The organism is Cohnella sp. LGH (assembly GCF_017671885.1).
Classification (GTDB): domain Bacteria; phylum Bacillota; class Bacilli; order Paenibacillales; family Paenibacillaceae; genus Cohnella; species Cohnella phaseoli.
Genome location: NZ_CP072117.1, coordinates 7,797,642 through 7,811,140, shown reverse-complemented (window position 1 = coordinate 7,811,140; position 13,499 = coordinate 7,797,642). Strand labels below are relative to the sequence as shown.

General features: G+C 55.0%; 10 protein-coding genes. 6 read left to right on the top strand and 4 right to left on the bottom strand.

Annotated features, from left to right (window positions below; genetic code table 11):
- Window positions 1-93 precede the first annotated feature (93 nt).
- Window positions 94-984, bottom strand: coding sequence for an AraC family transcriptional regulator (locus J4772_RS32050; protein WP_209073025.1), 891 nt, complete (start codon window positions 982-984; stop codon window positions 94-96).
- Between the two features lie 117 nt (window positions 985-1,101).
- Here J4772_RS32050 and J4772_RS32045 point away from each other — a divergent pair, with 117 nt between their 5' ends.
- Window positions 1,102-2,919, top strand: coding sequence for an ADP-ribosylglycohydrolase family protein (locus J4772_RS32045; protein WP_209073024.1), 1,818 nt, complete (start codon window positions 1,102-1,104; stop codon window positions 2,917-2,919).
- Between the two features lie 600 nt (window positions 2,920-3,519).
- Here J4772_RS32045 and J4772_RS32040 read toward each other — a convergent pair.
- Window positions 3,520-5,265, bottom strand: coding sequence for an alpha-glycosidase (locus J4772_RS32040; protein ID WP_209073023.1), 1,746 nt, complete (start codon window positions 5,263-5,265; stop codon window positions 3,520-3,522).
- Window positions 5,266-5,854: 589 nt separating this feature from the next.
- Between J4772_RS32040 and J4772_RS32035 the strand changes: the two genes are divergently transcribed.
- The 3 genes from J4772_RS32035 (at window position 5,855) to J4772_RS32025 (ending at window position 9,411) form a co-directional block, all read left to right on the top strand.
- A complete protein-coding gene (locus J4772_RS32035) occupies window positions 5,855-7,180 on the top strand; it encodes a sugar ABC transporter substrate-binding protein (protein WP_209073022.1) in 1,326 nt (441 codons plus the stop codon).
- A gap of 90 nt (window positions 7,181-7,270) precedes the next feature.
- A complete protein-coding gene (locus J4772_RS32030; RefSeq protein ID WP_209073021.1) occupies window positions 7,271-8,581 on the top strand; it encodes a carbohydrate ABC transporter permease in 1,311 nt (436 codons plus the stop codon).
- Window positions 8,578-9,411, top strand: coding sequence for a sugar ABC transporter permease (locus J4772_RS32025; RefSeq protein ID WP_209073020.1), 834 nt, complete (start codon window positions 8,578-8,580; stop codon window positions 9,409-9,411). Before J4772_RS32030 ends, J4772_RS32025 begins: the two co-directional genes overlap by 4 nt.
- A gap of 102 nt (window positions 9,412-9,513) precedes the next feature.
- Here J4772_RS32025 and J4772_RS32020 read toward each other — a convergent pair whose 3' ends face one another.
- Both J4772_RS32020 and J4772_RS32015 read right to left on the bottom strand, forming a co-directional pair.
- Window positions 9,514-9,972 carry an OsmC family protein gene (locus J4772_RS32020; protein ID WP_116064676.1) on the bottom strand — a complete coding sequence of 153 codons (459 nt, stop codon included), beginning with the start codon at window positions 9,970-9,972 and terminating at the stop codon, window positions 9,514-9,516.
- A 91-nt stretch (window positions 9,973-10,063) separates the two neighbouring features.
- The gene (locus J4772_RS32015) at window positions 10,064-11,113 is read right to left on the bottom strand and encodes an LCP family protein (RefSeq protein WP_247740914.1); all 1,050 of its coding nucleotides are present in this window, start codon (window positions 11,111-11,113) and stop codon (window positions 10,064-10,066) included.
- Window positions 11,114-11,335: 222 nt separating this feature from the next.
- Here J4772_RS32015 and J4772_RS32010 point away from each other — a divergent pair, with 222 nt between their 5' ends.
- Both J4772_RS32010 and eis read left to right on the top strand, forming a co-directional pair.
- Window positions 11,336-12,100 (top strand): sugar phosphate isomerase/epimerase family protein, encoded by a 765-nt coding sequence (locus J4772_RS32010; protein ID WP_116064675.1) that lies wholly within the window; start codon window positions 11,336-11,338, stop codon window positions 12,098-12,100.
- A gap of 150 nt (window positions 12,101-12,250) precedes the next feature.
- Entirely contained in the window at window positions 12,251-13,444 is a 1,194-nt protein-coding gene (gene eis / locus J4772_RS32005) for a GNAT family N-acetyltransferase (protein WP_209073019.1), read from the top strand.
- The last annotated feature ends 55 nt before the right edge of the window (window positions 13,445-13,499 follow it).

Below are 13,499 nucleotides of genomic sequence, written 5' to 3'. Positions count from 1 at the left end.
ATTGCTTTCAAGTTCATAAATAGATTGTTTGGGGTAAATATATACACATTCGAGGAAAACAAACGGACCCCGCGCAATGGCGAGGTCCGTTGTCTATTGCCCAGAGCGATACCGGAACTCCAGAGGAGTGACCCCGGTTATTTTCTTGAACAGCCGACCGAAATAATAAGGGTCGTCGTAACCGACCTCGAGCCCGATCGCGGCGACGGTGTCGCCCGTTGTCTGCAGCAAATATTTGGCGCGTTGGATGCGCAGGGAGTGGGTGTAGGCGGTGATGGTCGTTCCGGAATATTTTTTGAAGACGGAGCAGATATGGTTGTACGTGCGGTCGACCGCCGCTTCGAGCATCTCCTTGGAGAGCTCGCGCTGAAAATTTTCATCCAGCGTGTTGACGATCCGGCGATACAGAATAAAAGATTCCGGCGTCGCCGGGTCCGGATGCTGGCTCTCCATAAAGTCGTTGGCGATCAGTTCCAGCACGGTCCAGATGAGTACCGACAGCCGTACGCGAAAATAACCGGCTGGTTTTCTCATCTCGGCGATCATCCGCTCGAACTTCAAAGCCAACTCGAATCGGCACGAGGGACGATGACGGCGGGGCAGCAGCATTCGGATCTCGGTCGAGGCCGCGCTGCGAAGATCGCCGGACGAACCGATAAACGACAAATCCTGCGCGTAGTCGGTCTCGTCGTCCACTTCCTCGATCTGCGGGTCTGCGCTGAACTGCACCCAGAAGAAGTTGAAATGTTCCCCGCCCTCCTTCCATCCGAAATGCCGCTGCCAGGGCTTGAGCAGCAAGATTTCCCCGGAATGCAGAGTCAGTTTTTCTTCCTCGACCTGTAGATAGACGGGGCCGTCATTCACGAGAAACAATTGAAAATTTGGATTGGCATGGGGTGTGTTGAAGAACAACGGATCGCCCGTATGGCTGTTGGCCCATTTTACGTCCAAGCGCGAGCGGCTGGATATTGACAAGAAGTTCACTGGACACCTCTCCGATTCGGACGGCCGCAAATCGTAACGTCGTCCATTTTATCGCGGAATGCTCTCCGGTATAGTCGGTTTGAATCGATTATATCACCGCGCAGAGGAGATGTACCTATGACCCGGCTATCTGAAGAAGAGTTTTACGAAAAGGTGTACGGAGGTTGGTTAGGCAAAAATATCGGAGGCACGCTGGGCGTCCCCATGGAAGGGAAAAAGGAGCTGCTCGATCTGACTTTCTATCCGGTGCTTCCGGACGAACCGCTGGAAAACGACGACCTGGACATGCAGCTCGTATGGCTGCACGCGCTGGAGCAATACGGCGCCCGGCTGACCGCGAAGGAATTGGGTCAGGAATGGGTGGAGCATATCTTCTTTCCTTTTGACGAGTACGGCTATGCGTTGGGCAACTTGCGGCGGGGGCTCCCGGCACCGCTTAGCGGCTCGTTCAACAATCCGTTTAACGACTGCATGGGCTCGCCGATCCGCTCCGAGATATGGGCGATGGTCGCGCCGAACCGCCCTGACGTGGCCGCCTATTACGCATACCAGGATGCGATCGTTGACCATGCGGGGGGAGAGGGCGTCTTTGGGGAAATGTTTTTCGCGGCCATCGAAGCCGCTGCTTTCTCCGAGAGCGACCGCGACCGTCTGATCGCCATCGGTCTGTCGATGATTCCGGAGGACTGCCGCACATCCCTGGCCGTTCGCGATCTGATTCGTTGGCATGGGGAAGGCGTCGATTGGAAGGAAGCGCGGGAGTTGATTCTCAAGCATCACGGGCGGGATAATTTTACGGACGCACCACAAAATATCGCATTTACGATTCTCGGTTGGTTATACGGGGAGAACTTCGGGGATGCGCTGCTGAAGGCGACGAACTGCGGCTACGATACGGACTGCACGGCGGCGACGCTCGGAGCGATTCTCGGCATCATCGGGGGGCGCGCCAGTCTGCCTGCGGAGTGGGTCGAGCCGGTCGGGGACCGCGTCGTCGTCAGCCCGCCGGTGAAGGGCTTCCCCGCGCCGACCAATCTGGACGAACTGACGCGGCGGACGATTCGCATGTCTCGGGAAGTGCTCGCCGTCTGGGAAGACCGGACGATTCGGTTAGAGGATTACGAGATCGCTCCCACCGCGGTGCGCTATCTGCTGCCGCAGGGTTCTTCGGAGCCGCAGGGACTATCCGTTACGGTCGACTACGGAGCGGAAGGACCTTCGATCGGCGCGGGACAGCGCAAAAGTATCCGCATAGCCGTGTCCAATCGTTCGCGCGAGCCATGGAGCGGAACGTTGGAGCTTGAAACTCCGGAGGATTGGTCGGCGGTTTTGGAGCGCCCATTCGCCTTGGCGGTTGGAGAGACGTTCGAGTGGGAGGCGGAGGTTGAAGCGGGCGCGATTGTGAGACCGTCATATGCGCTCCAACTAAACGTTCACAGAAACCACGATCGCGTCGTATGGAGTACGGAGCATATTCCTTTGGCTTTGGCTGCCGCCACCCATTGGCGGATTGCCGGACCCGGCATGCCGGATGGGAAGGACGTCGTCTTCCCGGGTCACCAGCTGCGGCTTGCGGAAGCGTCGGGCGACGAGACTCCAGGGACGTATCGCGCTTCGACCAAGCTGATTATTCCTACGGCACGCGACGCCAAGCTGATCGTCGGCACAACGGCACCGGTCGTTGCGCGTTTGAACGGCGAAGTCGTCCTTGATAACGCCGAGCCGGCAGAAAATATGCCAGCCTTCCATCGTGCGGCGCACAACCGCTGCGTTTACGTGAATCTAGCGGCTGGGGAGCATACGTTGGATTTGGAGTTCCGAATTGAAGGGAATCCCGCGGACGAGGACATCTTCGTTCTGCCCGTATCTCCGGAGCAATCGTCCTTGCCGGGCGGCACTTATTTGTATTCCGACATCGTTTTCGCAAAAAAATAAATGGACAAGGAGCCCGTCTAAGCTAAATTAGAGTTAGGGCTCCTTCTTCAACTGCGGGTACGTTGAAAGTGGATTACATTCGTATTGCCGCCTGTTAAGGGGATGTACTATAAACCACAACGATTCAAATTGATTGGAAATTGAACTTTTACGGCGGATCCATTTGCACACATGAGCTTACAAAGGGGAAGTTAGTCGGAAAGACGTACAACCGAACGCAGCTCGAACCAGGCTTAAACGGCGGACTTTTGTAGGGAAAACCGCACAAAGCAGCTCGAACCAGGCTTAAACGGCGGACTTTTGTAGGGAAAATCGTACAAAGCCATCCGGCCTAGGCTCAAACGACGAACGTTTGTAGGGAAAACCGTACAAAGCATCCAAAATCAAGGGTTTGTACGTCACTAAAGCGTCTTCAATGATTATAAGGATAATTCCGAGGAATTATCTGGAAGTGTTGTGGATCATGATTAGCCTGGAGAATGCCTCATACGCTCCTGAAATCACCGTATCACGGGTTCCCAATTCAGATTTCAGGAGCGTATAGCATCGGAAGGAGGTACATTCCCCTTTTACCTAGCGTCTAGAGGACAACCCCCTTGTCTAGCACCGCCAGATGGAATAGCCGAAGGCCGCTAGTTCGGCCTTCATGGGGCCGCCAGTCTCCTCGACGAGGGCTTCGCCGAATATTGGTGTCCAGCTTTGACCGGCTGTAGCTCTTGGGAGGACGACTTCTACCGGCTGCTCCGAGACGTTCATCGCGACGACGAGGCGTTCCGAGTTGTCGGAGGACAGCCGTTCGTACACGAGCAGTCCTCCATTGGCAACCAGAAACTTGAAGCTTGCGCTCCGCAGCGCTTCGTGATTGTGGCGAAGTCGGATTGCCGCCGCAAAAAACTCGAATAATTCTTTGTTTTGCTTATCTTCCTCCCATACCATGCACCCTCGACAGTGAGGGTCGCCGCCGCCGTTCATCCCCACCTCGTCGCCATAGTAGATGCTTGGAGTCCCGGGGAACGTCAGCTGGAACAGCGTGGCCAGCTTCATGCGCCGTTCATCCTCTCCGCATACGGTGAGCAGGCGCGGCGTGTCGTGGCTTCCGAGCAGGTTAAACGACGCTTCCACGACCTGACGCGGATAAGCGGCCAATTGGTTGCCGATCGTGTTGGCGAAGGGAACCGCTTCAATTACGCCGCGGGCGAAAAAGTCCAGAACGGCTTCCGTCACCGGATAGTTCATCACCGCGTCGAACTGATCCCCTTGCAGCCATGCGATCGAATCGTGCCAGATTTCCCCGAGAATGTAAGCTTCGGGATTCAAGCCTTTGACAACCGACCGGAGCTCCCGCCAGAAAGCATGATCCACTTCGTTGGCCACGTCCAACCGCCAGCCGTCGATGCCGACTTCCTCGATCCAATAACGAGCGACGTCGAGCAAGTAGCGTTTGACCTCTGCGTTTTCCGTATTCAGCTTAGGCATGATCGGTTCAAAGCCGAACGTATCGTAGGTCGGGATCCTGTTCTCCACACGCAAAGGGAACTCCCGTACATGGAACCAATCGGCGAAAGGGGAATCGGCCCCGTTGTCCGCCACATCGACGAAGGGCGGAAATTCTTTGCCCGAATGGTTGAATACGGCGTCCAGCAAGACCCGAATACCCTTGGCGTGACAGGCGTCTACGAGCTCCTTCAGCTTCTCGTTCGTACCGAACCGAGGATCGACCTTCATGTAGTCCTTCGTGTCGTATTTGTGGTTGGTCGTCGCTTCGAACAGCGGGTTAAAATAGATAGCGTTGACGCCCAGATCGACCAAATGATCGAGATGATCGATAACGCCCTGCAGGTCTCCTCCGAAGAAGTTTGTCGGAGTCGGAGCGCCGCCCCAAGGCAGCGTCCCTGCGGGATTGAGCGATGGATCGCCATTGGCGAACCGTTCCGGGAAAATCTGATAGAACACCGCGTCCTTCACCCAAGCGGGAGGCTCGAATACGTCGGCCGGGTTGAGAAAAGGAAACTCGAACAGCGTCAGGTAGTTCTCAGGCTCGACGGAGGAAAAGCCTTTCTCGGACATATAAAGCTCCTCGTTCCCTGAACGAAAGCGAAAGCCGTACTTCAATCGACGAAGAGGGGGAACGACCTCTGCTTCCCAATAATCGAACAGCTCGTCGGATGCGAGAGGCTTCATCGGGACGATATAGCGCGTTTGTTCCCAGGCGTATTTGTCGCCAGCGATCACGAAGGCCTCATCCGCTTCGCCTCTTTTCGTCCGAACCCTCAAATGAATGGTTTTGTTGTCGTAGGCATAAGCCCAGTTTTGTTTGGGGCGATGATAGATGGCTTCTCGCAGCATAGCGCATAACTCCTTTTGGATAGAAAGTAGAATGCAAAAGAGGCACAGCCTCGTCGTGCACGGACGAGGTTGTACCTTACGGTAACAGCGCCTTTAAGTTGCTTGTGCGATGTTTGCGGATTCGGATAGCGGAATACGGCCGATTCGGTGGCTTACACAGGGTGCAACCGTTTGCCCTAGCTGTGAGGCCACGCTCTATCCTTAATTTTCATGTTATCCCAAATCGCCAAATCTGTAAATAGAATGAAATACGGACGATTTCGGAGGGTTTAACAGAAAAAATGAGATTTAATGCGAATTTTAAGCCGAAAATCATGAATATGAGCTGAAAATGGAATTTGCTAACTTTTTTGTTCATCGTATATGATGAGTTTGTGCAATCGTTTTCACGAACATTCGGAATTAGGCTTTTCCACATTCTGAAGGCACTGCTACCCCATAAGGGTACATCCTCGTTGAGTTATTCACTTGGCGAGGGTGTGCCCTTTTTTTGCGGTCAACGTAAGGGAGCGGAAGCGATCGGCACAGTCGGCAGTCGGATCATCGGATGCATGAAAAGGGGAAGCACTTAAAACGGGAGGCTGAGAACATGAAGATTAAGAAATGGAGTATCGGCTTGGTAAGCGTATTGCTGCTCGGGGCATTGACCGCTTGCGGAGGAGGGGACGGTAACGGAGCTAACGGGAGCGCCTCGCCGTCTGAGAACGAGAGTCCTTCGGCCGCGGTTGAAAGCCCGTCCAGTCCGGCTTCGTCCGGGGAGGAAGATGAGGCTCTGAAGCCGGAAGCGGGAGCAAAGCTGAAGGTGTGGGAATCCAAGGAGCAAATGCCTTATATGAAAGAGGTGGTGGCTGCTTTCGAGAAGGAATACGGAGTTCCCGTTACGCTGGAGGAGGTGGCCGGAGGAGATCAAGGCGGAAGATTGGCGACGGACGGCCCTTCGAAGCTGGCGGGCGACGTCCTGACGCTTCCGCACGATCAGATCGCCCAGGCGGTCAAGGCGGGGCTGCTGCTTCCCAACGACGTGTTCGAAGAGGAAACCCGATCTTCGATGGCGGAAGCGGCCGTCAAGGCTTCTTCCTACGAGGGGGTGCTGTACGGCTATCCGAAGTCGGTAGAAACGTACGCGCTGTTCTACAATAAGGATCTATTCCCGGAACCGCCCCAAACGTGGGACGAGGTCATTAAGTTCGCGGAGACGTTTACGAATTCCAAGGAGAACAAGTACGCCGTCATGTGGGAATTCGTTGGCTATTATTCCTATCCGTTCGTCGGCAGCTTCGGCGGGTACTTCTTCGGGCAGGACAATACTGATCCGACCGACATCGGGCTGAACAGCCCGGGGGCGGTGCAAGGCTTCGAGTTCTTGCGGTCGCTAAAACCGATTCTGCCGATGAACGCGGCGGACATCACCTACGACGTCAAGACGCAGCTGTTCACGGACGGCAAGCTGGCTCTGAACATCGACGGCCCTTGGTCGGTCGGCGCCTTCAAGGACAAGGTCAATTTCGGTGTTGCACCGCTTCCGGCCGTACCCGGCGGGAAGCCGTCCACTTCGTTCTCCGGCGTCAAATCCTACTACGTCAATTCGTATTCGCCGTATCCGATCGCGGCTCGCCTGTTCGCGAACTTCGCGGCGAACAAAGAGAATCAACTGAAAAACTACGAAATGACAGGAGCGATCCCGGCGAACAAAGAGGCCGGAGAAGATCCGAAAATCAAGAAAGATCCTTATGTCAGCGGATTCTTCCAGCAATTCGAGAATTCGACTCCGATGCCCGGCATCTCCGCGATCAATGCGCTATGGGATCCGCTTAAGGCGGCGTTCACGACGCTGTGGGACGATCCGAAAGCCGACGTCAAGACGACGCTGGACGCCATGGTCGAGACGGTGAAGACGGCCATCGCTTCCCAATAGAGAGAAGGTTCGCCCAAGAGCGGCTTTCACCCGACGGCCTCCGGCTGTCGGGTGAAGGCCGTCCGAGGCGAAGAAAGAGAGGAATCGCGCATGCGCAAACCAATCGCGGGCGCCTTGCTGTCGGCGCTCTTCATGGGCCTGGGCCAGCTCTATCAAGGACAGCGGATGAAAGGGTTTCTGTTTCTGGCTGCCGGAATCGGCTTTCTAGGCGGAGCCGCGGCGCTTGACCTGCCGGAATATTTGCGGGGGCTGTGGACGCTGGGAGACCAGCCGAGCGGCTTGGTCAAGGTCGGCAAGCTGACGCAGATGGTCGAGGGGGATCATTCGATTTTCCTTCTAATCAAAGGCCTGATGGCGCTGCTCGCAGCGCTGCTGGCTGTCGCGCTATATGCGGCCGGCATTCGCGACGCCTATAAGACGGGCGTTCTGCGGGAAGCGGGGCAGAAGATCCGAACGTTCCGGCAGACGCTCCGGGCGATGAGCCAACGGAATTTCGCTTACCTCGTTCTGTTGCTGCCCGCCGTATTCATTTTATTTTTGACCGTGCTTCCTTTGATCTTCTCGATTCTGCTCGCCTTTACGAACTATGCGGACCCGAACCTGCCGCCGGCGAACCTCATCGATTGGGTCGGCTTCGCGAACTTCGTCAAGCTGGTGAGCTTAAAGGTATGGAGCGATACGTTCTTCGGCGTGCTGCTGTGGACCGTCATTTGGGCGGCCGTCGCGACTGCGACCACTTATGTCGGGGGAATCTTGGTGGCGGTGTTGATCCATCAGCCGCGCATTCGGTTCAAGGCATTCTGGCGCACTGTGATGATCGTTCCGTTCGCGATCCCGAGCCTGATCTCCCTGTTGGTGATGCGCAACATGTTCAACAACAAGTTCGGTCCGATCAACGATATGCTGCGCATGATCGGACTGGAAGGCGTGCCGTGGCTGACCAATCCGATGTGGGCCAAAGCGACGCTGATGGTTGTTAATATGTGGATCGGCATTCCAATTACGATGATTCTCGCTTTCGGAATTTTGACGACTATACCGCGAGACCTTTATGAAGCTGCCGAGGTCGACGGAGCGGGCTCTTATCAGAAGTTTCGCCGCATTACGCTGCCTATGATGCTGTTCGCCACTGCTCCGGTGCTGATCATGCAGTTTGCCGGGAACATCAACAATTTTAACGTGATCTATCTGATGACGGACGGAGGTCCGGTGAATACGCATTACCAATACGCCGGCCACACCGATCTGCTCGTCACCTGGCTATATAAGCTGGCGTTGGATCAGGCACAGTACAGCTTCGCGTCGGTGATCGGCATTATCATTTTCCTGATGATCGCTTCCCTGTCCATCTGGAGCTACCGCCGCACCCGATCCTACAAAGAGGAGGGGATGATCGCATGAACGGCTCCAACGCTCGCTTGAAGCTCAGTCTCAGCTATGCCATCCTCATTATTCTGACGATCGTCAGCCTGTATCCCGCGCTGTGGATCGTGCTGTCCTCGTTGAAGGAAGGGAACAGTCTGTACAGCGAGACGCTGTTTCCGCGTCAGTTTACATTAGATCATTACCGCGAGCTTTTTCGTGCGACCAAATATCCGCTATGGTTTATGAATACGCTTAAAATTGCGACGCTGTCGACGGTGCTGGGCACGTTCCTGCTGCTGTTGACCTCTTACGCGGTGTCCCGGTTCCGTTTTGCCGGACGTCGTTTTTCGTTGAATACGCTGCTCGTGCTGCAGATGTTTCCCGGTTTCATGGCGATGATCGCCGTGTATGTCGTGCTGAATACGATGGGGTTGCTCAACTCGCATCTGGCGCTTGTACTCGTCTATAGCTCCGGGGCGATCGTCACGAACGTGTTCGTGGCCAAAGGCTTCTTCGATACGATTCCATCCGGTCTGGAGGAAGCCGCACGGATCGATGGAGCGAGCCATCTGACCGTATTCTTCCGAATTATGATACCGCTAGCCAAGCCGATGCTGACCTATGCTAGCCTTATGATTTTTAACGGCTGCTTCGTCGACTTCATCTTCGCCGATCTGGTGCTGCGCTCGGAGGATCAGAGGACGCTGGCCGTCGGGCTGTACAAAATGGTGAACCAGCGCAATTCGACGGAGTTTACGCTGTTCGCTTCAGGGGCGGTGCTCGTTGCGCTTCCGGTCATGACCCTGTTCCTTGTGCTGCAGCGCAATTTGGTCGACGGTTTGACGGCGGGAGCGAGCAAAGGGTAGGAATAAGCATCATACATCATAAAACGGTCCTCGGCCGCCTTCCGCTTGCACGGGAGGCTTGGCTGAGGACCGTTTGAACGAGAAACGTATGAGAGCTGCGGATTACTCTACCGTTTCCGGAGCTTCGATCACGATATTGCTCAGTTTAAGGTTAACGGCGTTAGCGATCGTATCGCCGACCGGGCACGTTTCTTCCAGGAATTTCACAAACTGCTCGACACGCTCCTGAGGGGCGTCGGTTTTAATGTAGAACGTATAACGAATGTCCGAATAGCCGGGACGAACGTCGGATTTTTTGAAGAAACCGTCCAAATCGAGATCGCCCTCCACTTCTACGCGGAAATCGTCGAGGCGAACGTCGAACTTCTTGGCGTACACTCTCGCCACGATCGATTGGCATGCGCCTAGCGCGCCTAGAACCGCTTCTACCGGATTCATTCCCGTATCCGTTCCGCCCAAGCTTTTTGGCTCGTCAATCGTCATTTCGAAATTTCTGGAGCTAACTTTAACGACGACTCCTTCTTGTAAATGAGCCGATGCTTTGAATGTCGTGATTGCCATGCCGTCCAATCCCTTCCATTGTCAGATGAACCCATCGTAACATATTAATCCTATGATGTTAATAAGTTTTAAGATCAGAGTTTTGTCGACTTTATGGATCTTGAACGAGCTGGCCGGAGAGCTGCTCTTGGACGTAGCTTCTAACCTTCTCCACATCCGGAACGAGCACATCCATCCCTCCGATCATGGCGTTCTTGAACGCGTTCATCTGCGGAACCTGAATACCGTTCAGGTTGCCGGTGTCCAGCTTAAGACCGAGTCGGGCCAGCTCGAACATATCGCTTGGCGGAATACTCGTCTCGATATAGGGGGCGATCCCGCTGAGTAGTTGAGGCAGTTTGAGCAAGGTCGTCGTCGATTTCAGCTTGTCGGCGATCGCCGAGAGGAAATTCCTCTGGCGCTCGGAGCGGGAAAAGTCGGATAGGGCATCGCTGCGGAATCGAACATATTGCAGCGCGGTGAGCCCGTCAAGGTGCTGTACGCCCTTTTCCAAGTTGATGCTGTATCTCGGATCGTCCCGTTTGTCGATATGCCGCATATTTTTTTCGATTTCGAAATCGATTCCGCCCAACGCGTCGATCAGCGAAATGAAGCCCTCGAAATCGGTGTAAACGTAGTAATGGATCGGCAGCTCGATCAGGTTCTGCACCGTTTCCATCGCCAGCAGCGGTCCGCCTAAAGTAATTGCGGCGTTCAGCCGATTGGAGCCATGGCGCGGAATGTCCACGTAAGTGTCCCGCAGAAGCGAGAATAGATGGGTGCTCTTGGAGACCGGATCGATGGATACGACAATCATCGTATCGGAGCGGGGCTTGGCGTTGCTCTTGACGCCCCGCGAGTCGCCTCCCAGCAGGAGAATATTGATCCGCTCGTCCGCGAAACGCTCGGGCGGCTCGATAACCGGCACCGGAGTGGGAGCGCTTCCGTCCGCCGGCATGACGGCGCTCGGCTGGTTGTCGGCCGGGGGTTGATAGATCTCTCCGGCGAATGAAACGATCGTATAGATGTAATAGGCTGCGATTGAAGCGATGATGAGAAAGACGCCAAGGCCCCCGTAAAGCAGCATTTTCTTTTTACTTATGCGTTTCTTGGGTGCGCGCGATCTGGAGAGGCTCGTTGCGTCTGTCGACTCTTGCTCCATGACGTTTGTCCATCCTTCCCGAAGGTTCGATATCCATAATACGTAGCAAATGGGAGGAAAGTTGTTCCATTCCATAAAATCGATCTCCAAAATGCATATAAAGAAGACAAAAACCCCGCTCGTGAGAATGCATTTCCAAGCCTATAATAGAGAGGAGCAAAGTTTGAAGCCGTGCGGAACACCGTGCGTACAAAACGAAACCATGGGATGGTGGGAGATCAAATGAGCAAACCGCAGGTAGGCATTCAATTGTATTCCGTGCGCGACCGCAGCGAGAAGGATTTCTTGGGCACGATCAAGGAGATCGGGGAAATCGGCTATAAAAACGTGGAGCTGGCCGGCTACTACGGACATTCCGCTAAGGAAGTGAAGCAAGCGCTGGCCGATGCCGGACTGCACGCTCCTTCCGCTCACGTAGGGCTGTCGGTGAACGACGCTGCGATCTGGGACAATCTGAAGAAGCAAGTGGAATATGCGCAAGAGCTGGGCATTCAACGGTTTATTGTGCCGTGGTATCCGCTTGGCGACAACCCGACGCTGGACGACGTGTACAAAATGGCCGATACCCTGGAGCAAGCTGGCCGGATCGTCAAAGATTCGGGAATGTCTTTCGGCTACCATAACCATGCTTTTGAATTCAAACCTGTAGGCGACAAGCTCGTCATCGATCACATTCTGGAAAGAGTTCCGGCCGAGCTGCTGTTCGCCGAGTTCGATCTGGGCTGGGTGAAGGTGGCTGGCGAAGATCCTGCAGCTTATGTGAACAAATACGCCGGACGTCTCCCGGTCGTGCACGCCAAGGATTTCAAAGAGGACGGCACGGATTCGGAGATCGGCAAAGGCTCTGTAGATTGGGATTCGGCGCTCGCGGCTTGCGAATCGGCCGGCGTGGAATACGTTATCATCGAGCAAGAGCAATACGAGGTGTCTTCGATCGTCAGCGCGAAAAACAACTTCGAGTGGTTCAAAGCTCGCGGCTGGATCTAATTAGGACGATATCGATTTAGAGCGGAGGGACTCGGCGGAAGCCGGGTCTCTTTGTTGTCATGAGGTGCGGTGTCGCGGAACTAGAGAGACTGCGGGATCGCTTTTTGTTAGGATAGAGAGGAAATGAGGATGAAAGGCCGGTGAACGACGATGGAACTCAGACAATTGACGATGGCGGATTACGATGAAAGAATGGCGTTGTTTCAATTCGCCTTTCAACAGAGATTAACGGCAGAGCAACTGGAGCAGCGGAAGAAGAACTTTCGTCCCGAGCAGCAGTGGGGCTTTTTCGATGAACAAGATAAGCTGCTGTCGGTTTTGGGGCTTATGCCTCTTGAAGCATGGGTTCAGGGAAAAAAGCTGGCTCTCGGCGGCATAGGCAGCGTCGCAACATGGCCGGAAGCCAGAAGGCAGGGCTGCGTCGGTCGGCTACTCTCGCATGCGCTGGAGACGATGAGGAAGAACGGTCAAAGCGTGAGCATGCTTCACCCGTTTTTCTTCCCCTTCTATAAGAAGTACGGCTACGAGCAGACGATCGATCGCAAGAAGTATACAATCGCGACCCGTCTGCTGCCTACTCGCAAGGAAACGCCGGGCGAGGTGAGACGGATGACGGTACCGGACGTTTCCGTTCTGGATATGGTCTATACGGCTTACGCTTCTCGTTATAACGGGACGTTGGCGCGTTCGGCAGAGTGGTGGGAGGATCGAGTGCGGCGACAGGAAGGGACGGCTGCCGTTTACTATAATGAGGACGGTTCTCCCGAAGGCTATCTGCTCTACGACTGCCTGAACGGCAAAATGACGGTGCATGAGCTGACGGCGCTTAACGAGACGGCAAGAGCGGCCATTTGGACGTTCATCGCCAATCACGACTCCATGTTCAGCGAAACGATCCTTAATGCGCCGATAGACGACGATCTTCCTTATTTGCTGGACGATCCGAGAATCGGACAAGAGGTCGTTCCGTACTTCATGTCCCGGATCGTGGATGCGCAGGCGTTCGCAGAGCAATATGTTTGGAACGGCGGGAAGGACGGAGAGAGCGTATTGCTATGCATGGAGGATCGGCATGCGCCATGGAACGAAGGCGCGTTCCGGCTATCGTGGAGCTCGGAGGGCGAAGGCAAGCTGGAACGGCTTGAAGGCAGCACGTCACAGGAAGCGGGCGGAAACGGGGAAGCGATCCGTTGCGATATTCGTGCGCTGACGGCGATGCTGCTCGGCGGGCGGAAGCCGACTTGGCTTGCATCGGTCGGCCGGGTCAGCGGGCCATCGGATAGCCTGAGGCTGTTGGAGAGACGTATTCCTGAGCGGACTCCGTTCTTTATGGATTTTTTCTGACGATAAGGACGATTATGCTCACGATTAGACTTTTGTGGGCAAGTATTTCCTTCCG

Coding starts and splice junctions, on each gene's coding strand:
- J4772_RS32045 (WP_209073024.1), top strand. CDS start 1,102: ATGACCCGGCTATCTGAAGAAGAGTTTTACGAAAAGGTGTACGGAGGT.
- J4772_RS32040 (WP_209073023.1), bottom strand. CDS start 5,265: ATGCTGCGAGAAGCCATCTATCATCGCCCCAAACAAAACTGGGCTTAT.
- J4772_RS32035 (WP_209073022.1), top strand. CDS start 5,855: ATGAAGATTAAGAAATGGAGTATCGGCTTGGTAAGCGTATTGCTGCTC.
- J4772_RS32030 (WP_209073021.1), top strand. CDS start 7,271: ATGCGCAAACCAATCGCGGGCGCCTTGCTGTCGGCGCTCTTCATGGGC.
- J4772_RS32025 (WP_209073020.1), top strand. CDS start 8,578: ATGAACGGCTCCAACGCTCGCTTGAAGCTCAGTCTCAGCTATGCCATC.
- J4772_RS32020 (WP_116064676.1), bottom strand. CDS start 9,972: ATGGCAATCACGACATTCAAAGCATCGGCTCATTTACAAGAAGGAGTC.
- J4772_RS32015 (WP_247740914.1), bottom strand. CDS start 11,113: ATGGAGCAAGAGTCGACAGACGCAACGAGCCTCTCCAGATCGCGCGCA.
- J4772_RS32010 (WP_116064675.1), top strand. CDS start 11,336: ATGAGCAAACCGCAGGTAGGCATTCAATTGTATTCCGTGCGCGACCGC.
- eis (WP_209073019.1), top strand. CDS start 12,251: ATGGAACTCAGACAATTGACGATGGCGGATTACGATGAAAGAATGGCG.